The sequence below is a fragment of the Paraburkholderia sp. FW306-02-B genome (assembly GCF_058782725.1).
Genome location: NZ_JBYSXZ010000002.1, coordinates 897,144 through 915,231 on the forward strand (window position 1 = coordinate 897,144; position 18,088 = coordinate 915,231).

At 61.6% G+C, this 18,088-nt stretch carries 18 protein-coding genes; 15 read left to right on the top strand and 3 right to left on the bottom strand.

The features are described from left to right. The first annotated feature begins 82 nt into the window (after positions 1-82). Together kdpB and kdpC are read left to right on the top strand one after the other, a co-directional pair. A complete protein-coding gene (gene kdpB, locus AC3WOG_RS25070) occupies positions 83-2,146 on the top strand; it encodes a potassium-transporting ATPase subunit KdpB (protein ID WP_492582440.1) in 2,064 nt (687 codons plus the stop codon). Positions 2,147-2,164: 18 nt separating this feature from the next. Beyond that, positions 2,165-2,746, top strand: a complete 582-nt coding sequence (kdpC, locus tag AC3WOG_RS25075) for a potassium-transporting ATPase subunit KdpC (protein ID WP_492580585.1) — start codon at positions 2,165-2,167, stop codon at positions 2,744-2,746. 262 nt (positions 2,747-3,008) lie between these two features. Here kdpC and AC3WOG_RS25080 read toward each other — a convergent pair whose 3' ends face one another. Further along, positions 3,009-3,311 (bottom strand): hypothetical protein, encoded by a 303-nt coding sequence (locus AC3WOG_RS25080; protein ID WP_492580586.1) that lies wholly within the window; start codon positions 3,309-3,311, stop codon positions 3,009-3,011. Between the two features lie 268 nt (positions 3,312-3,579). On the opposite strand from AC3WOG_RS25080, the gene AC3WOG_RS25085 reads away from it, so the two are divergent. Continuing rightward, entirely contained in the window at positions 3,580-3,996 is a 417-nt protein-coding gene (locus AC3WOG_RS25085; protein WP_492580587.1) for a universal stress protein, read from the top strand. Between the two features lie 21 nt (positions 3,997-4,017). Here the strand turns inward: AC3WOG_RS25085 and AC3WOG_RS25090 are convergent, their stop codons facing one another. Continuing rightward, complete coding sequence (locus tag AC3WOG_RS25090; RefSeq protein WP_492580588.1) at positions 4,018-4,884, bottom strand: hypothetical protein; 867 nt, start codon at positions 4,882-4,884, stop codon at positions 4,018-4,020. Between the two features lie 392 nt (positions 4,885-5,276). On the opposite strand from AC3WOG_RS25090, the gene AC3WOG_RS25095 reads away from it, so the two are divergent. From AC3WOG_RS25095 to AC3WOG_RS25105, 3 genes are all read left to right on the top strand, one after another. After that, positions 5,277-5,564: a DUF4148 domain-containing protein gene (locus tag AC3WOG_RS25095; RefSeq protein ID WP_492580589.1), complete on the top strand. Its 288-nt coding sequence runs from the start codon at positions 5,277-5,279 to the stop codon at positions 5,562-5,564. Continuing rightward, the gene (locus AC3WOG_RS25100; protein ID WP_492580590.1) at positions 5,564-6,532 is read left to right on the top strand and encodes a LysR family transcriptional regulator; all 969 of its coding nucleotides are present in this window, start codon (positions 5,564-5,566) and stop codon (positions 6,530-6,532) included. Before AC3WOG_RS25095 ends, AC3WOG_RS25100 begins: the two co-directional genes overlap by 1 nt. Positions 6,533-6,649: 117 nt before the next feature. Next, positions 6,650-7,795, top strand: coding sequence for a porin (locus tag AC3WOG_RS25105; protein WP_492580591.1), 1,146 nt, complete (start codon positions 6,650-6,652; stop codon positions 7,793-7,795). On the opposite strand, the gene AC3WOG_RS25110 is transcribed toward AC3WOG_RS25105, so the two are convergent. Beyond that, on the bottom strand, positions 7,792-9,087 hold the full coding sequence (locus AC3WOG_RS25110) for an MFS transporter (protein WP_492580592.1): 1,296 nt from the start codon (positions 9,085-9,087) through the stop codon (positions 7,792-7,794). The two genes, AC3WOG_RS25105 and AC3WOG_RS25110, sit on opposite strands and share 4 nt — an antisense overlap. Positions 9,088-9,194: 107 nt before the next feature. Between AC3WOG_RS25110 and AC3WOG_RS25115 the strand changes: the two genes are divergently transcribed. The 9 genes from AC3WOG_RS25115 to AC3WOG_RS25155 all read left to right on the top strand — a co-directional run bounded on the left by AC3WOG_RS25115 (position 9,195) and on the right by AC3WOG_RS25155 (position 17,970). Continuing rightward, entirely contained in the window at positions 9,195-10,094 is a 900-nt protein-coding gene (locus AC3WOG_RS25115) for a LysR family transcriptional regulator (RefSeq protein ID WP_492580593.1), read from the top strand. A gap of 296 nt (positions 10,095-10,390) precedes the next feature. Next, a complete protein-coding gene (locus tag AC3WOG_RS25120) occupies positions 10,391-11,437 on the top strand; it encodes an LLM class flavin-dependent oxidoreductase (protein WP_492580594.1) in 1,047 nt (348 codons plus the stop codon). Positions 11,438-11,484: 47 nt separating this feature from the next. Further along, a complete protein-coding gene (locus AC3WOG_RS25125; RefSeq protein ID WP_492580595.1) occupies positions 11,485-12,957 on the top strand; it encodes an aldehyde dehydrogenase in 1,473 nt (490 codons plus the stop codon). Between the two features lie 10 nt (positions 12,958-12,967). Then, entirely contained in the window at positions 12,968-13,282 is a 315-nt protein-coding gene (locus tag AC3WOG_RS25130) for an NIPSNAP family protein (RefSeq protein ID WP_492580596.1), read from the top strand. 70 nt (positions 13,283-13,352) lie between these two features. After that, the gene (locus tag AC3WOG_RS25135) at positions 13,353-14,387 is read left to right on the top strand and encodes an ABC transporter substrate-binding protein (RefSeq protein WP_492582441.1); all 1,035 of its coding nucleotides are present in this window, start codon (positions 13,353-13,355) and stop codon (positions 14,385-14,387) included. Between the two features lie 35 nt (positions 14,388-14,422). Then, positions 14,423-15,307, top strand: a complete 885-nt coding sequence (locus tag AC3WOG_RS25140; RefSeq protein ID WP_492580597.1) for an ABC transporter permease — start codon at positions 14,423-14,425, stop codon at positions 15,305-15,307. 1 nt (position 15,308) lies between these two features. Next, positions 15,309-16,106 carry an ABC transporter permease gene (locus AC3WOG_RS25145; protein ID WP_492580598.1) on the top strand — a complete coding sequence of 266 codons (798 nt, stop codon included), beginning with the start codon at positions 15,309-15,311 and terminating at the stop codon, positions 16,104-16,106. Beyond that, positions 16,103-17,185 carry an ABC transporter ATP-binding protein gene (locus AC3WOG_RS25150; protein WP_492580599.1) on the top strand — a complete coding sequence of 361 codons (1,083 nt, stop codon included), beginning with the start codon at positions 16,103-16,105 and terminating at the stop codon, positions 17,183-17,185. Before AC3WOG_RS25145 ends, AC3WOG_RS25150 begins: the two co-directional genes overlap by 4 nt. Before the next feature lie 101 nt (positions 17,186-17,286). Continuing rightward, on the top strand, positions 17,287-17,970 hold the full coding sequence (locus AC3WOG_RS25155; RefSeq protein ID WP_492582442.1) for a GntR family transcriptional regulator: 684 nt from the start codon (positions 17,287-17,289) through the stop codon (positions 17,968-17,970). The last annotated feature ends 118 nt before the right edge of the window (positions 17,971-18,088 follow it).

Here is an 18,088-nt window from a genome sequence, read left to right on the forward strand (position 1 = left end):
CGAGGACAGCATGAGCAACCGCATCCAACCGCCGGTTCATCAACCTGGCAACATCGGTCAGGCACGCAACGCGGCGCGTTCAATGTTCGATCCGGCCATTGCCCGGCCGGCGCTGGTCGATTCGTTCAGGAAGCTCGCGCCGCGTCATCAGTTGCGCAATCCGGTGATGTTCTGCGTCTACATCGGCAGCATCCTGACGACCGTCCTCTGGATAGCCGCACTGTCCGGACAGGCTGAGGCGCCCGCTGGTTTCATCCTGGCGATCGCGCTCTGGCTCTGGTTCACCGTGCTGTTTGCCAATTTTGCGGAGGCCCTCGCCGAAGGCCGCTCGAAAGCGCAGGCGGCGTCGCTGCGCAGCGCGAAGCGCGATGTGATGGCGAAAAAACTCCAGGAGGCGCACCCGAAGTCGCCGATCCGCATCACCACAGCGACCGATCTGCGCAAAGGCGATGTCGTGCTGGTCGAGACGGGCGACGTGATTCCGGCGGACGGCGAAGTGGTGGAAGGTGTCGCGTCGGTTGACGAGTCGGCGATCACGGGAGAATCCGCGCCGGTGATCCGCGAGTCGGGTGGCGATTTTTCGTCGGTAACGGGTGGCACGCGCGTGCTGTCGGACTGGATCGTGGTGCGAGTCGGCGTCAACCCGGGCGAGGCCTTCCTTGACCGGATGATCGCGATGGTCGAAGGCGCGAAGCGTCAGAAGACGCCTAACGAAATCGCGCTGACGATCCTGCTGGTCGCGTTGACGCTCGTTCTGCTTTTCGCTACCGCGACCTTGCTGCCTTTCTCGCTGTTCGCGGTCGCCTCGATGAAGGCGGGGCACGCGGTGACAATCACGGCACTCGTCGCGCTGCTCGTCTGCCTGATCCCGACCACCATCGGCGGGCTGCTATCGGCAATCGGCGTGGCCGGCATGAGCCGGATGATGCAGGCCAACGTGATCGCGACCTCGGGCCGTGCTGTGGAAGCCGCGGGCGACGTCGACGTGCTGTTGCTCGACAAGACCGGCACGATCACGCTCGGCAACCGCCAGGCGTCGGCCTTCACGCCGGCTCCGGGCGTCACCGAAGAACTGCTCGCCGACGCGGCCCAATTGTCTTCTCTGGCTGACGAAACGCCTGAAGGCCGCAGCATCGTTGTGCTCGCCAAGCAACGCTTTAATATCCGCGAACGCGAATTGCACTCGCTGCACGCCACGTTCCTTTCGTTTAGTGCGCAGTCGCGCATGAGCGGTGTCGATCTGCCCGACCGCCAGATTCGCAAAGGCGCAGCCGATTCGATCAAACACTATGTCGAGGCGCACGGCGGCCATTTCCCCACGGAATCGACGACCGCGGTCGCGGACATCGCGCGCCGCGGCAGCACGCCGCTCGTGGTCGCGGAACATGACGCGGGCGGAAGTGACGCACGCGTGCTCGGCGTGATCGAGCTGAAAGACATCGTCAAGGGCGGCATCAAGGAACGCTTCGCCGAACTGCGCAAGATGGGCATTAAAACCATCATGGTGACGGGCGATAACCGTCTGACCGCCGCAGCGATTGCTGCAGAAGCAGGTGTCGACGACTTTCTTGCCGAAGTCACGCCGGAGGCGAAGCTGACGACGATCCGCGCCCATCAGGCCGAAGGGCGGCTGGTCGCGATGACCGGCGACGGCACCAACGACGCCCCGGCGCTCGCGCAGGCCGACGTCGCGGTCGCGATGAACACCGGCACGCAGGCGGCGAAGGAAGCCGGCAACATGGTCGACCTCGATTCGAATCCGACCAAGCTGATCGAGATCGTCGAGATCGGCAAGCAGATGCTGATGACGCGCGGCTCGCTCACGACGTTCTCGATTGCCAACGACGTCGCCAAGTACTTCGCGATCATTCCGGCCGCGTTCGCGACCGCCTATCCGCAGCTGCGCGTGCTCGATGTGATGCATCTGAGTTCGCCTTCGTCGGCGATTCTGTCCGCGGTGATTTTCAATGCGCTGATCATCGTCGCGCTGATCCCGCTTGCGCTTAAAGGTGTGAAGTATCGGCCGCTCGGCGCGGCGTCGCTGCTACGCCGCAATCTGCTGGTCTACGGGCTGGGCGGGATCCTGCTGCCATTCCCGTTCATCAAGCTGATCGACATGGTTCTAAACGTCTTTGGCTGGGTTTGACCAGACTGGGTAAACATCGTGAAAACGCTGATTCGTCCCGTACTCGTGCTGTTCGTCCTGATGACCGTGATATGCGGGGTGATCTATCCGGTCGTCGTGACTGCAATCGGCCATGCCGCATTCGCGCGGCAGGCAAGCGGCAGTCTGATCGAGAAAAACGGCAAGCCAGTCGGCTCTGCGCTGATCGGCCAGCAGTTCGACGCACCGTACTATTTCTGGGGGCGGCTGTCGGCCACATCGCCGATGCCGTACAACGCGCAGAACTCGGGCGGTTCGAACCTCGGCCCGACCAACCGGGCGCTGGCTGACGAAATCAAAGGCCGCATCGACGCGTTGAAAGCAGCCGGTACCGACATGTCGAAACCGGTGCCGGTGGACCTGGTGACGTCCTCAGGTAGTGGGCTCGACCCCGAGATCAGCCCGGCTGCCGCCGCCTATCAGATCGCCCGCGTCGCGCAAGCGCGCGGCCTGACGGCCGATCAGGTCGCCAACCTTGTCGCCAGCAATACGTCCGGGCGGCAGTTCGGTATTTTCGGCGAGGCGCGCGTGAACGTGCTGAAGCTCAATCTCGCATTGGACGATCTCAAGCCGATGCGTTGACCGTGGCTGCGCGGTCGCTTTTTCGCAGGCGCGTGCAAGGAGCGTGTGTTTGTCCCGTAATCGATGGAGCGCGCGCTTTGGCGTGGGTTACAGGCTGGTTGGCGTGCGGTGATTTTCACAGAATTTTTATAACGGCTCGGCAAATCGTTTCGCGGCCTTTACCGGACGATCCGTATATTTTGAGGCTGGCGTTGCGCCGCGAGAAAAATCCCAGCCCCACTAACGTCCCCAGATCAGTCAAACAGGTAGCCCGATGACAGCCTCAAGGCAAGCCATGATGTTCAGAGGGATGTGCAAAGTCGTTGCCATCGCCTTCGTGATCAACCAGGTTCTCACGACCATTTTTACGTACGTCGCGCAGCAGCTCGATGCAGCGCTTCCTCACGAAACGATCTGGATTTTTAGCTGCGTAACGTGCGGATTGCTGACGCTTTGGCTTCAGTCCGATGCGCGGCGCGCGTTTGGCGTCGCGCGTGAAAAGGGCTTCGTGAAGGTGGCCAGCGACAAGAGTCAGAGCTTGCAGATCGCCGACAACTGCCCGAAGCGGTGGCTCGTGATTTTGCATATTGAACTGAATCCCTCGGCGATCCGCGCGTAGCGGCACGGTTTCGTCGCCGCCGGATTTGCCGTTGCCGGTCGATCACATGCAGCTACTTTTCGCCGCAAATTTTACGCCACGTTAACACGGCTTTGGCTACCCTCAAGGTAGATGAAGGACGGCACAAACGCGGCGTGCGACAGTCGTTCAACGAGTTGTTGCGGCCGCGCATTCACAGCAGAGAGATTAGAATGAAAGCATCGTATTCGTTTGGCACACAGGATAGGAGCTCTCGATGTTACGGATGCTGATTCCTGTTCTCGACCGCGGCGGCGCGGTGCAGGCCGCGCGCTTTGCAGCGTTCATGTTTCTGGAGCGTTGCGTGACCGAGGTCGAATTGCTGGAAGTGCTCGAGCCCGTCGATCAAGGGCGCGCGGCAGCCTTTCACACTCGCAGTTCGCTGGTGCGCCATGAAAAGCAGGCCATGCTAAGCGCGCTGATCGACGCGCGCGCGATTCTCGAAGAAGCCGGCGTCCCGTACAAATGGAAGCGGGTATTCGGACACAGCACAAAGGCAGTGGCCGCCTACGTTGCCAGGACCCAGCCGGACGTGATGGTGATCGACGCCAGTCATATGGGATTCTTTCGAAGACTGGCGATGCTTGCCGGCCTATCGAGGTGGACGATCACACCGGTGACGATGGTTCACTAGGACGGTTCGGGTTCGGGATCCCTATCCGACGTTCATCGGCAGCAGTACCATCTGCCGCCCTTGTGAATGCAGACGAGTCTGTATCTCGACCGGCGTTTGATTGTGCAGCCACGCAGTCAGAAAATTGACCTGTTTGAAGATCAACTTGCTGGCGAAGCACACGCTGTTCGGATAATCGTCCATCGTGGAATCGGCCAGTTTCATAAACTCGCCAACCGGATGCGTACCGAAGGCTATTCGGTATTCGGCGGCGATGCCATGCCGGCGGCAATGCGCCACGTAATAGTCGAGTGACGACGATATCGTTTGCCGCAAACGCTCCAGGTGCTCGGTGCCTTCATAGCTTTGTGCATCCACTTCGCCGACAGCAAGAAATATCATGTTTTTGAAGTGATCCGGAAACAGCCGGTTCACCCACAGCAGCGCGTGCATGCTTGCGCCGCGGTGCTTTCCCACGAGCAGGATGGCCGTCGGCAGCGATGGGTCCGGCTTGTCTGCGACCGGCACATTGCCTGCCTCTGGCGGCGTGCCGGCAAACAGTGCATCTTCCTTCGCGAGCTGCGCACGCGTTGAGCTGTAATGCCGTTTGATGAGAAAACACAGTGCCACGACCGCGCTCGTCACCAGTACGGCCACGACGAGCGGGCCGAGAGCGTGCGACATGCCGCGTGCCTCCCCGACAGCGCCTGGAACGACGGCGGCCAGATGATCGCCGTGCGCGGCTACTCCGTAAATGATGAGTCCGAGATGCAGCACGACGAAGCCGAGGAAAATCGGCAACAACACCATGATCGATTCGCGCATGCCGCGAAGGTTGAGACCTGTCATTAGAACAATGAGCGTCAATTCGGTCGCGAGCTTGAACGCCTGTGCGTTCACCGGCAGCAAGCTGAAAAACGCATCGAAGCCGACCGAAAATCAGACGCCAAATGCTCTCGAAGGTGGCCATGTCCCCTCCCGGTCTGAACAGGCATGCGAGCGTGACCGCGTGTGCCGGTGACCGCGTGCCGGGTTAGTGACACTTAGCGAAGATTCCCGCGGTTAGCAACTTTTGATCGAGAAAAATGTAGGCCAGTTTGGCGCTGTCGGCCAGTGGGCGATACCCGGGGCTCGCGAAGCCGACATTCTGAAAGGAAGTGTCTTTCCGCGAAAACGCCTGGTGTCAGCGCGTTGCCAAGATAACGAAAACGTAATCCTGGGGTAAGAGTCGGGTCAAGGTGCGTCTACAACAATGGGAATCGTAACAAGAGCGTTTCGTCACGATTCTTAGGAGAAGCATCATGAAATTGCTTACCGCCGTCGCCCTTGCGGCACTCAGTCTGCCGTTCGGTGCCAATGCGTTCGCGCAAACCTCGACATCCGGTCTCACGCGCGCCGAAGTTCACGCGCAGCTCGTCGAAGCTGAAGCGGACGGGTTGGTTCCTGCACTCAAAAACGACTATCCGCCAAGCGCTCAGACTGTCGCGCACAACCGGGAACTCTACGCTATCCGGCACCAGCAGAGCGGTAGCACTTCTTCTGCCGCGACGAGCGCGCCGCGGACTTCTGATGGTTCGGCTGCAGAATGATGAATCAGCTCGCGGCAATTCGTATATTCGCCAGGATCGCCGAGTGTTTGAACTTCGCTGAGGCGGCCAAACAGCTCGGCATCTCGAGCTCGGTCGCCACGCGCAGCGTGGCGGTGCTTGAGCAACATCTCAGTGTTCGCCTGATTAACCGGACCACGCGTCGCGTGTCGCTTACGCCGGCGGGCCAACTGTACTGGGCGCATTGCGCAGAATTGCTAAAGCAACTTGTCGCGATGGACGAGTGCGTGGCAACGACCGCAAGCCAACCGGGAGGATTGCTACGTATCGCGTCGTCGTCTTCTTATGCCACGACCGATTTGCCGGAGGTGCTGGCGGCTTACCGGCTGCAAGAGCCGCGCATGCAGTTCGAGTTGACGGTATTCGACAACATGGCAGATGTCACCGCGACGGACTTCGACCTTTGCTTCAGCGCCGAGCGTCGCTTGCGCGACTCCTCGCTGATTTGCCGTCCGCTCGCGCACACACGGGATGTGATTGTCGCGAGCCCGGCATACCTGTCGAGCCGTCGCCCGCCGGGCACACCGGCGGAGCTCGCTTCGCATGATGTACTCGTGGCCTCGGACGCCCCTAGCCGTTACTGGGAGTTCCGCGACATGCACGGCACGCACCGTGTGGTCGTGCGGCCTATCCTGAACATGCAGAGCCCGCTTCTGGTGAAGCGCGCGGTGCAGGCAGGCCTCGGCATAGCGCGCCTGTCAACGTCGCTGATTCAAAGCGAGTTGTCGGACGGCACATTGCGGCCGCTGCTCACGCATGTCGAATTGTGCGCCGATGAGCGCACCGTATGGCTTCTTTATTCCGGACAGCCGCACATGGCGCTTGCGCTTAGAAGTTTTGTCGACTTCGTGGTCGAACGCTACCGCCAAAGGGCGGCGGAAAACAAGGGGAAGATCCTGGCACCCGTGGGACGGGTACAACACCATTTTGGAAATACAGAGTTGCTGTAGAGCCGTTTTTTGTAGGTCCTAAAGTGCGAACACCTGTCGCCGGACATTCAGTCATTCGCGCCGTCGCGCGATCGGGATGCCGGTGCGGTACTTACACACATTTAGGAAGCTACATTCATGAAGCGACTTCTCATTACGGGTGCAGCGCTCGGTTGTGCTATTGCTCCGATGGCGGCTATGGCACAAAGCAGCGTCACACTGTATGGCCTGATCGACGAAGGTCTGAACTACACGAACAACACCAAAGGTCATTCCGCTGTGCAGATGGAAAGCGGTTTTGCACAAGGCAGCCGGTGGGGTCTGAAAGGCACCGAAGATCTGGGCGGCGGAACCAAGGCGGTCTTTCAGTTGGAGAACGGCTTCGACGTCAATTCGGGCGCGCTTGGGCAAGGTTCGCGGATGTTTGGCCGGCAGGCCTATGTCGGCTTGAGCTCGGCCCAATTCGGAACGTTGACGATGGGGCGCCAATACGATTCTGTCGTCGACTTTCTCGCACCGCTCACCGCGAACGGCAATTGGGCGGGTTATCTGATGTCGCATCCGTATGACAACGACAACACTGACAATTCGTTTCGCCTGAACAACAGCGTCAAGTACACGAGCAACACCTACGGCGGATTTTCATTCGGCGGCCTTTACGGTTTCAGCAATCAGGCTGGCGGCTTTGCGAACAACCGCTCGTATAGCCTCGGTGCACAATACGTCGGCAGTTCGGTTTCGGTTGCCGCGGCGTATATGCAGATCAACAATCCTGGTGGAAACGCCGGCGGTTCGCTCGCCGCCGACGACACGGACTTCTTCGCTGGCCGTGAGCAGGTCTGGGGAGCGGGTATCAACTATACGATCGGCTCGACAGTGCTCGGCTTTGTGTACAGCCACACGACACTTAACAACGCAACGGGATCCGTGTATGTCGGCAACTTCGCGAATACCGCGAGCAGCTTGAAGTTCGACAATTTCGAGTTGAATGCGAAGTACCAGTTTGCGAAGAACGCCTACGTCGGCGCGATGTACAACTACACGCTAGGGCACTTCAATAGCGCGGCTGGCGACTCCAAACCGAAGTGGCATCAAGTCGGCCTGATGGCGGACTACAACCTGTCGTTGCGCACCGACGTGTACGTGCAGGGCATGTATCAACACCTCGCGGGAGGCGCCGCTTCCGCTGCGCCGCTTAACACCGCGTTTATCACGGGTGCGGATGCCCCGTCATCGACGGCGAATCAGGTCATCGCGCGCGTGGGTATTCGACACCAGTTCTAAAGTCGTTGGGGTGGATGGGCGCGGGTGCCGGCTTCGACGAGCCTTACGCTGACCGCGCGCAGCCACAGCGCAATGGCAAGTGCCGCCAGCAGCAGCGCGCTTGTCATTGCGATCACCCCATGCCAGCCGCACAGGTTCCAGAACACGCCGCCGAGCGAGCCGACCACGCTCGATCCGAGGTAGTAGGCAAACAGATAGAGCGACGACGCCTGTGCCTTGCCCGTCTGCGCGCGGGCGCCGACCCACGCACTCGCGACCGAATGCGTGCCGAAGAATCCGATGGTCAGCACGGCAATGCCGATGACGATCAACCAGAGCTCGCCGGACAGCGTGATCAGCGTTCCGGCCAGCATCAGCGCCAATGTGACCGGCAGCACGGCGCGGCGGCCAAGCCATCCCGACAGGCTGCCCATCCACGCCGAGCTGACGATGCCGCACAGATAGACCGCGAAGATCAGGCCAATTTTTGTCTGGCTAAGCGAGAAAGGCGGCGCGATCAACCGGTAGCCGACATAGTTGTACACCGTCACGAAGGCGCCCATCAGCAGGAAGCCCTCCACGAACAGCAGCGGCAGGATGCCGTCGCGCAAGTGGGTGCTGAATGCCCGTGACAGCGGCGCGAGGCGAAGCTCGCGCCGCGTGAAGTGACGCGATGCCGGCAGGTAGCGCCAGAGGATCGCGGCGCACAGTACGCCGAGTACGCCGATTACCGTCACCGCGGCTCGCCAGCCCCAGATATCGGTGATCACACCCGTCAGCAGACGGCCTGCCATTCCGCCAAGACCCGTGCCGCCGACGTACAGCCCCATCGCCAGACCCAGCGAACGCGGGTGCATTTCTTCGCCGACATAAGCCATCGCCACCGCCGGCAATCCGCTAAGCGCCACGCCCATTAGCGCGCGGACGACGAGCAGCGTCGGCCAGTGCGGCAGCACGGCGCAGACGACCGTGAGAACACCCGAGAGCAGCAGCGAAACCACCATGATCGGCTTTCGGCCCCAGGCTTCCGACAGCACGCCCGCGGCCAGCATCGAAACCGCCAGAAACCCGGTCGTCAACGACAGGGCCAGGCTGGCGCCCGCGGCGCTCACGCCGAAATCCGCGGAGAACAGCGGCATCAGCGGCTGCACACAGTAGAGCAGGGCGAAGGTCGCGAAGCCGGCGGCAAACAGGGAGAAATTGGTGCGCCGGAATGCGGGCGTGCCATGTTCGATTTTTTCGGCCACCTCGCGCGGTATGGACCCGGCTGCCTTGATCACCGCCTCCACCGTATCGACGCTCTGCTGTTGCATGACTCGATCACTCCGACTGAAAAAGTTGCTTTCAAGCATGAATGATCGAACCTCGTTATACCGGCGTCCAATATCGATTTCGCGGGAAATGATACATAATTCATATCATGGATCTACGCCGCATCCGCTATTTCATTGTGCTGTCCGAGGAGTTGCATTTCGGCCGCGCAGCCGTGCGTCTGAACATGGCGCAGCCCCCGCTCAGCCAGCAGATTCGTGTGCTCGAGGAGGAGTTGGGCGCACGGCTTTTCGACCGCAATAACCGGCACGTGGAGTTGACAGCGGCGGGCAAGGCACTGCTGCCTGAAGCACGCGCACTGGTTGCGCAGGCGGAGCGGGCCGGCATCGTGACGCAGCGCGCCCAGCGTGGCGAACTCGGCGAGCTCCGGGTGGGATTCACCGGCTCGGCCGCATTCAGCACCATCATTCCGCAACTGATTTTTGAGTACCGGCGTCGTTTGCCGGGGATGCACTTGCGGCTGGAAGAGTTGACCACTCGGCAGCAATTGACGGCGATGCTCGAACGGCGGCTGGAAGTCGCGTTCGTGCGCGGCACGGAACGGCCGGACCTGCCGCCGACGCTACAGGCGACACGTCTTTTCGAAGACTCCCTGGTGGCGGTGCTGCCGCCGCAACACCCGCTGGCTTCGAGCCGGGCGGCGCTTTCCGTGGGCGCGCTGAAGCATGAGGCGTTCGTCATGTATCCACGCGCGAGCGGGACCGGCGTGTATGACCAGATCATCGCCCTTTGCCGACAGTCAGGTTTTGCGCCGCAGGTTGCGCAGGAAGCGCGGGAGGCGCCCACAATCGTAGGCTTGGTGGCGGCCGGCCTTGGCGTTGCGCTTGTGCCGGCGTCCCTGCGCAGCATCAACGTCAATGGCGTGGCGTACCGGCCGCTGCGCGAGAAGGGCGCGCGCTCCGCGATGTGGCTGGTATTGCGCGCCGGTGAACTGTCGCCGCAGGAGGCGTTGTTCGCTGAGCTTGCGGGCGAGATCGGTCCGGGATGACCTCTTCACGCGGGTGATTGATCCGGAGTGCAAATCTTGTCCACGTGCTCCCGCCACTGACGCCCGACCCGATTCCACTCCCACCGCGGGGCAGCCACTCTAACGGTGCCAGATCAGCAGACATCCACCATCAATATTATGGAATACCATAATATTGAAATGCTTGCGCCTGGCCATTTGGTGGAATACCGTAATACCAACCGCGACATTCTAGCGGTCGACACGAAGCGGGGCGCGTAGGTCCACAGCGCCCGCAGCACGACAGATTCGTCGTTTTCCTGCATACAGGGTCGATCATGAAATTCTCGTTGTTTCTGCACATGGAGCGGTACAACGCGGCAACACCGCACCGGCAACTCTTCGATGAGCTCACCGAGCTGGTCCGGATCGCGGAGAAAGGCGGGTTCGAGACCGCCTGGATAGGCGAACATCACGCGATGGAATTCACGATCGCGCCCAATCCGTTCCTCAATCTTTCGTATCTCGCGGCGCGCACCCAAACCATTCGGCTCGGCACCGGGACGGTCATCGCCCCCTTCTGGCATCCGATTCGTCTCGCCGGGGAGGCTGGCATGGTGGACGTCGCAAGCAATGGGCGGCTGGACCTCGGCATCGCGCGCGGCGCCTACTCCTTCGAATATGAACGTCTGCTGCCGGGCCTCGATGCATTCGGCGCAGGCGCCCGGATGCGTGAACTAGTGCCCGCGCTGCGGCAGTTGTTCAAAGGGGACTACGCGCATCAAGGCGAATTCTGGTCATGGCCGTCCACCACGCCGGTGCCGCGCCCGGTCCAGCAACCCATTCCGCCGATGTGGCTCGCGGCCCGCGATCCGAATTCGCACGAGTTCGCGGTCCGCAACGGCTGCAACGTGCAGGTCACGTCGCTGGCAGCGGGCGATGGCGAAGTGGTCAGCCTGATGGAGCGCTTCAACGCGGCCTGCAAGGCAAATCCCGAGGTGCCGCGGCCGCGGATCATGATGCTGATGCACACCTTTGTGGGCGCGGATCCGGCCGAAGTGGACGCCGCCGTGGAAGATCTGAGCCGCTTCTATTGTTATTTCAGCAAGTGGTTCAAAAACGAGCGACCGGTCGAGCAAGGCTTCATCGAATCGCTTACGGCAGAGGACATCGCATCGTTCCCGCAATACGCACCGGAACAGATTCGCAAGAACCTCGTGATCGGTCAGCCGGCGGCTGTCGTCGAGCGGCTGAAACAGTATGAAGAACTCGGCTTCGATCAATACAGCTTCTGGCTCGACAGCAATATGAGCTTCGAGCGCAAGCGCAAGTCGCTCGAACTGTTCATCTCGGACGTGATGCCCGCGTTCGAGGCCCGCGGCTGAAGGCGGATGTTTTTCGCTACGACATCCAGCCACGAGGAGCCGATTCCATGTTGAAGTCTTTCCAGCATTACATCGACGGCGAGTTCAGCGACGCCGCCGAGACCTTCGGGAGCATCAACCCGGCCACCGGCGACGTGTGGGCAACGATGCCCGCGGCGAGCGCAGCCGACGTCGATCGCGCCGTGCAGGCCGCCGACCGCGCGTTGTTCGCGCCGGAATGGGCCGGCCTGAGCGCGAGTCAGCGCGGCAAGCTGCTGTACCGGCTCGCCGACCTCGTCGCGGCAAACGCGCAGGCGCTCGCGGAACTCGAAACGACCGATACCGGCAAGATCATCCGTGAGACGCGCAGCCAGATCGGTTATGTCGCCGAGTACTACCGTTATTACGCCGGCATCGCCGACAAGATTCACGGGGCCTGCTTGCCGGTCGACAAGCCCGACATGGACGTGTTTCTGCGCCGCGAACCGGTCGGTGTGGTCGCGGGCATCGTGCCGTGGAATTCGCAACTGTTTCTCTCGGCGGTGAAGATCGGTCCGGCGCTCGCAGCGGGCTGCACGATCGTGATCAAGGCGTCCGAGGAGGGCCCCGCGCCGCTTCTCGCTTTTGCACGGCTCGTGCATCAGGCCGGTTTTCCGGCGGGCGTGGTGAACATCCTGACGGGCTTCGGTGCGGACTGCGGCCGTGCGCTCACGAGTCATCCGCTGGTGGCGAAGATCGCGTTCACCGGTGGTCCGGAAACGGCGCGTCATATTGTGCGCAATTCGGCGGAAAACCTGGCCGCGACTTCGCTCGAACTGGGCGGCAAGTCGCCGGTGCTGGTCTTCGATGACGCCAGCGTGGAAAGTGTCAGCAACGCCGTGATCGCCGGGATTTTCGCGGCGACGGGTCAGAGTTGTGTCGCGGGCTCGCGGCTCCTGGTTCAACGCGGCATTCGTGATCGTCTGGTGGCTCGTCTCGTCGAGAAAGCTCAAGCCGTCAAAATCGGCGATCCGCAGGATGTGGCCACCGAGATGGGACCGCTTGCCACGCTCAGGCAGCGCGACCATATCGAGGCGGTGCTTGCCGCCAGCCTCGCTGCGGGCGCCACGCTGCTGACCGGCGGCGCTCGCCCGTCAGCGCACGAGAAAGGCTTTTTCTTCGAGCCGACAATCGTCGACTGTCCTGACTCCACGGTGCCGAGCGTGGCGCAGGAGCTGTTCGGACCGGTGCTGAGCGTGATGAGCTTCGACACGGAAGCCGACGCCGTCGCGCTGGCCAACGACACGAAGTACGGGCTCGCCGCGGGCGTGTTCACGTGCGATCTCACTCGCGCGCACCGTCTCACGCGCCGGTTGCGCGCGGGCATTGTCTGGGTGAACACCTACCGCGCCGTCTCGCCGATCGTCCCGTTCGGCGGCTACGGGCTGAGCGGGTTGGGCCGCGAAGGCGGGCTCGACGCGGTACTCGACTACACCCGCACCAAATCCGTCTGGATCCGAACTTCGGACGAGCCGATCGCGGATCCTTTCGTCATGCGCTGAAGAGGGCACGATGTATTACGAAATCCGCACTTACAAGATCAGGACCGGCGCCGTTCCGGCCTATCTGAAACTCGTCGAGGAAGAGGGCATCGAGTTGCAGAAGCACCATCTCGGCGAACTGGTGGGTTATTTTTTTTCGGAGATCGGGCCGCTGAACCAGATCGTTCATATGTGGGCCTATCCGAGTCTCGACGAACGCGAGGCGCGCCGTCAGCGCCTCGCCGAAGATCCGGCGTGGCAGGCGTTCTCACCGAAGATCCAGGCGCTGCTGGAAACGATGGAGAGCAAGATCATGAAGCCCGCCTCGTTCTCACCGCTCAAATAAAAAAGCCGTTCGCTGTCGATCCTTTCCGGAGACGGCGTTTTCACTTTAAGGAGTAATCCTCATGAAAGAAATGCTACGTTGGCGAGCCCTTGGTCTTGCCCGCGCAGTCGCGGTGACGGCCATCGTCTCGGCCGCCGCGTCCGTTTTCGCCGCCGATGCGCCGATCGTGTTCGCCAGTTGGGGCGGCACGACGCAATCCGCGCAGCAGAAGAATTGGGCACAGCCGTATACCCTGGCGTCCGGCGTGCAGGTGCTGATGGATGGCCCGACAGACTACGGCAAGCTCAAGGCGATGGTCGATAGCGGCAACGTGCAATGGGATGTGGTCGACGTGGAAGGCGATTTCGCCTATGCGGCGCTGCGCGACGGACTCGTCGAACCGATCGATTATTCCGTGGTAAACAAGAGCGACCTGGATCCGCGCTTCACGTCGGCGGGGGCGGTGGGCAGCTTCTACTATTCGTTCGTGCTCGGCTACAACAAGGCGGCGTTCAAGAGCGGCAGCCCGGCCAACTATGCGGACCTGTTCGATACCACGCGTTTCCCCGGCAAGCGCACTTTCTACAAGTGGTCGGCGCCGGGCGTGCTCGAAGTCGCCTTGCTGGCCGACGGCGTCCCGCCGAACAAGCTCTATCCGCTCGATCTCGATCGCGCGTTCAAGAAGCTCGACACGATCAAAAGCCAGATTGTCTGGTGGAGCGGCGGCGCGCAGTCGCAACAACTGATGGCCTCGGGCGAAGCACCGATCGGCGTGTTCTGGAACGGTCGTCTGCATGCGCTGCAGCAGACCGGCGTGGATGTCGGCGTGTCGTGGAATCAGAACCTGACAGCCGCCGATATGCTGGTGGTGCCGAAAGGCGCGAAGCACAAGGCTGAGGCGATGAAGTTCCTCGCGAGCGCAACCGGCCCGCAGGCGCAGGCAAAGTTCGCCGCTGAAACGGGTTACGCGCCGGTCAATCTGAAATCGGCGGCGCTGCTGCCCGCCGATGTCGCCAAAACGCAGCCTGATCAGTACAAGGCAACGCAAATCAACCTCGACATGAAGTACTGGGCCGACCATCGCGACGAGATTGCGAAGCGCTGGTATGCGTGGCAATCGAAATAAGGCGGTTGCCGGTCGAACACATCGAGGGAGTCGTCATGTCGAATGCATTGAGTACCGTCGCCGAGCCCGCGGTGGGCAAGCTGCAGCTAGGCGCCGGATTCAGGACCGCCCGGCTGGTGTTGCCGGCCGTGCTGCTGCTGGTGGTGTTCTTTCTGTTGCCGGTGCTGTCGTTGCTGCTTCACAGCGTGCTGGAACCAAGCCCGGGCTTGCAGAACTATACGCAGCTGTTCGGCTCGACGACTTACCTGAGAGTGTTCGGCAACACGTTCTTCGTGGCCACGGTAGTGACGGCGGTGACTCTTGTGATCGGCATTCCGACTGCATGGTTGCTGGCCATCGCGCCGCGCTGGATCGGCAAGCTGGTGTTCGCGATCCTGCTGCTTTCGATGTGGACCAACCTGCTGGCGCGCACGTTTGCATGGATGGTGCTGCTGCAGCAAACCGGGCCGATCAACCGTCTGCTGATGTGGCTTGGGGTGATCGATGCGCCGCTTACGCTGGTCAATAACCTGACCGGCGTCACGATCGGCATGACCTACATCATGCTGCCGTTTCTCGTGATGCCGCTGCACGCCACCCTGCGCGCGATCGATCCCACCACGCTGCGGGCCGCCGCCATCTGCGGGGCGAGCCGCTGGCAAGCCTTCTGGCGGGTGCTGGTGCCGCTCGCGATGCCGGGCATTGCGAGCGGGGCGCTGATGGTGTTCGTGATGGCGCTCGGGTACTTCGTCACCCCCGCGTTGCTGGGCGGCCCGGAATACATGATGCTCGCCGAACTGATCGCGCAACTCGTGCAGCAATTGCTGAACTGGGGTCTCGCGGGCGCCGCGGCCTTTGTCCTGCTGCTCGTCACGCTTTCGCTCTATGCACTGCAATTGCGCTTTTCCGAGCGTGCGGCCGGTGCTTCAGGAGTCCACTGACATGCTGCTCGATTTCGACCGTCTCGGACCGCTGCGCTGGCTGCTCCTGACCATTGGCGTGTCGGTGTCGCTATTCCTGTTGTTGCCTGTGCTGTTCATCGTCGCGTTGTCGTTCGGCAATTCGCAATGGCTGATGTTTCCGCCGCCTGGCTGGACCCTCCAGTGGTATCGCCTATTGCTCACCGATCCCGGCTGGCTCGATTCGCTGATGACCAGCGTCGAGCTGGGCCTCGTCGTGATGGTGTTGTCGGTCACGCTAGGTCTGTTCGCTTCGCTCGCGCTGACGCGCGGCGATTTCCGCGGGAGGGCGCTGCTCAAGGCATTTTTTCTCACGCCGATGGTGTTGCCGGTCGTCGTGCTCGCGGTCGCGCTGTACGCGTTCTTTCTGCGTATCGGCTTGACCGGTACATTGGTCGGCTTCGTGATCGGGCATCTGATCATCGCGCTGCCGTTTTCGATCATCGCGATCGGCAACTCGCTGGAAAGCTTCGACACCACGCTCGAAGATGCCGCGCTGATTTGCGGAGCGGGGCCGTTCGAAGTGAAATGGCGCGTCACGCTGCCCGCTATTCGTCTCGGCCTGTTCGCGGCGGCGATCTTCTCGTTCCTCGCTTCCTGGGATGAGGTGGTGGTGTCCGTTTTCATGGCAAGCCCGACGCTGCAGACGCTGCCCGTGCGAATCTGGAGCACGTTGCGGCAAGACCTGACGCCGGTGATTGCCGCTGCATCGTCGCTGCTGGTCGGACTGACCGTCGTGTTGATGTTGCTAGGACTTGTACTCAAGCGAGGTAAATCGTGAGCTCCCCGTTTCTGCAGATTCAACGGCTTCGCAAGACCTACGATCAGGTCGTGGCCATCGATCAAGTCTCGCTCGACATCAAGAAAGGCGAGTTCATGACTTTTCTCGGACCGTCGGGTTCGGGCAAGAGTACGACGCTTTATATTGTCGCGGGCTTCCAGTCGCCCACCGAGGGGCGCGTGCTGCTCGACGGCAAATCGTTGTTGTCGGTCGCGCCGAATCGACGCAACATCGGCATGGTGTTTCAGCGCTACACGCTGTTCCCGCATCTGAGCGTCGGCGAAAACGTGGCGTTTCCGCTGCGCGTGCGGCGCCTGCCTGATGCTCAGGTGAACTCGAAGGTCGAACAGATGCTCAAGCTCGTGCATCTAGGCGATTGCCGCGACCGCATGCCGGGTCAGCTGTCGGGCGGGATGCAGCAGCGCGTGGCGATCGCCCGCGCGTTGGCCTACGACCCGCCGGTGCTGTTGATGGACGAGCCGCTTTCCGCGCTGGATAAGAAGCTGCGCGAGGAATTGCAGACCGAGCTGCGCCGCATTCATCAGCAAACCGGCGTGACGATCCTCTACGTGACCCACGATCAGGAAGAGGCCTTGCGTCTGTCCGACCGGATTGCGGTGTTCAACAAAGGGCGTATCGAGCAGATCGGAACCGGCGAAGATCTTTACGCGCAGCCGGCGTCGCGCTTCGTCGCGAGTTTCATCGGCAATTCGAATTTTCTGCCGGTCACGCTGGCCCGCAGCAATGGCGGGTCGCACGCGGTGTTCCCTAACGGAAAGCCGGTACAGGTGGGCAGTTTCGATCGCACGCTGAGTGCCGGCAGCAACGGCGCGTTGATGCTGCGTCCCGAACAGATAAAGATTCGCGCGCAGCCCGTGCAAAGCGCCGACGGCAGTCTGCCGGTGACGGTGCGTGACGTCACCTATCTGGGCGATACGTTGCATTATTCGGTGGCGACGCCGTGGGCACAGGAGATCGCGGTACGCGCGCCGGCCAGTTTGCGGGAAGCGAGCCTGGCGGTGGGTGCGCAAGCATGGCTCGACTGGGATAGCGTGAGCGCCCGGGTCTTTCCCGTCTGAGCAGCGCGAGCTACGGATTTGCCAGGTGTCGCCTGTGCGATACTATGGGATTCCAAAAACCACTATATCCGGATGTCGCCCGGAGACGAGAGAGAGCCATGATGGATCAAATGCGTGTCGACCGCAGTGCGCCGACGTTGCGCGAACTGACGCTTGAGAAATTGCGCGAAGCCATTTCTCAGGGCTTCTATCGACCCGGCGACCGCTTGATCGAGCGTACGCTGTGCGATCAACTCGGCGTGAGCCGCACGGTAGTGCGCGAGGTCTTACGCCACCTCGAAACGGAGGGGCTGGTCGAAACCGGCTCGCATTCCGGTCCGATCGTCGCAAGACTCGATCCGGCGCAGGTCGAGGAAATCTACGAAATCCGAGCGTTGCTGGAGTCGGAAGCCGCGCGTGCTTGTGCCGAGCGCGCCACGCCAGCGCTGGTGAAGCAACTGCGCGACATCCGCAAGGAGATCGAGGACGCTTTCGATAAAGCGGATTTCAAACGCGTGTTGCTCTACACCGAGCGTTTCTACGAAACGATGTTCACCGGTGGCCAGAAGCTGATGATGCATCAGGTGGTCAAGTCGCTGAACGCGCGAATCAACCAGCTTCGCTCGATGACGATTTCATCGCCTGGGCGAGGTACGGATTCGAATCGCGAGATGAACAGGTTGCTCGCCGCCATCGCCAGAAAAGATGGCGACGCGGCGGCTGCCGCGTCGCTTGAACACGTGAGACGTACCGCCGGTATCGCCATGGCGGCGCTCGCCGAAAAGGAAGCCGCGACAAGCGACTGATCCGCAGTCCTGCCGTAGGGAAAAAAGCCGTCGATTCCGACGGCTTTTTTTCGCCCGCGAATCGCGTCGCCTTCTCGTCAATCCCCCGCGTAAACCCCGTCGATGCCTGAAAATTCTT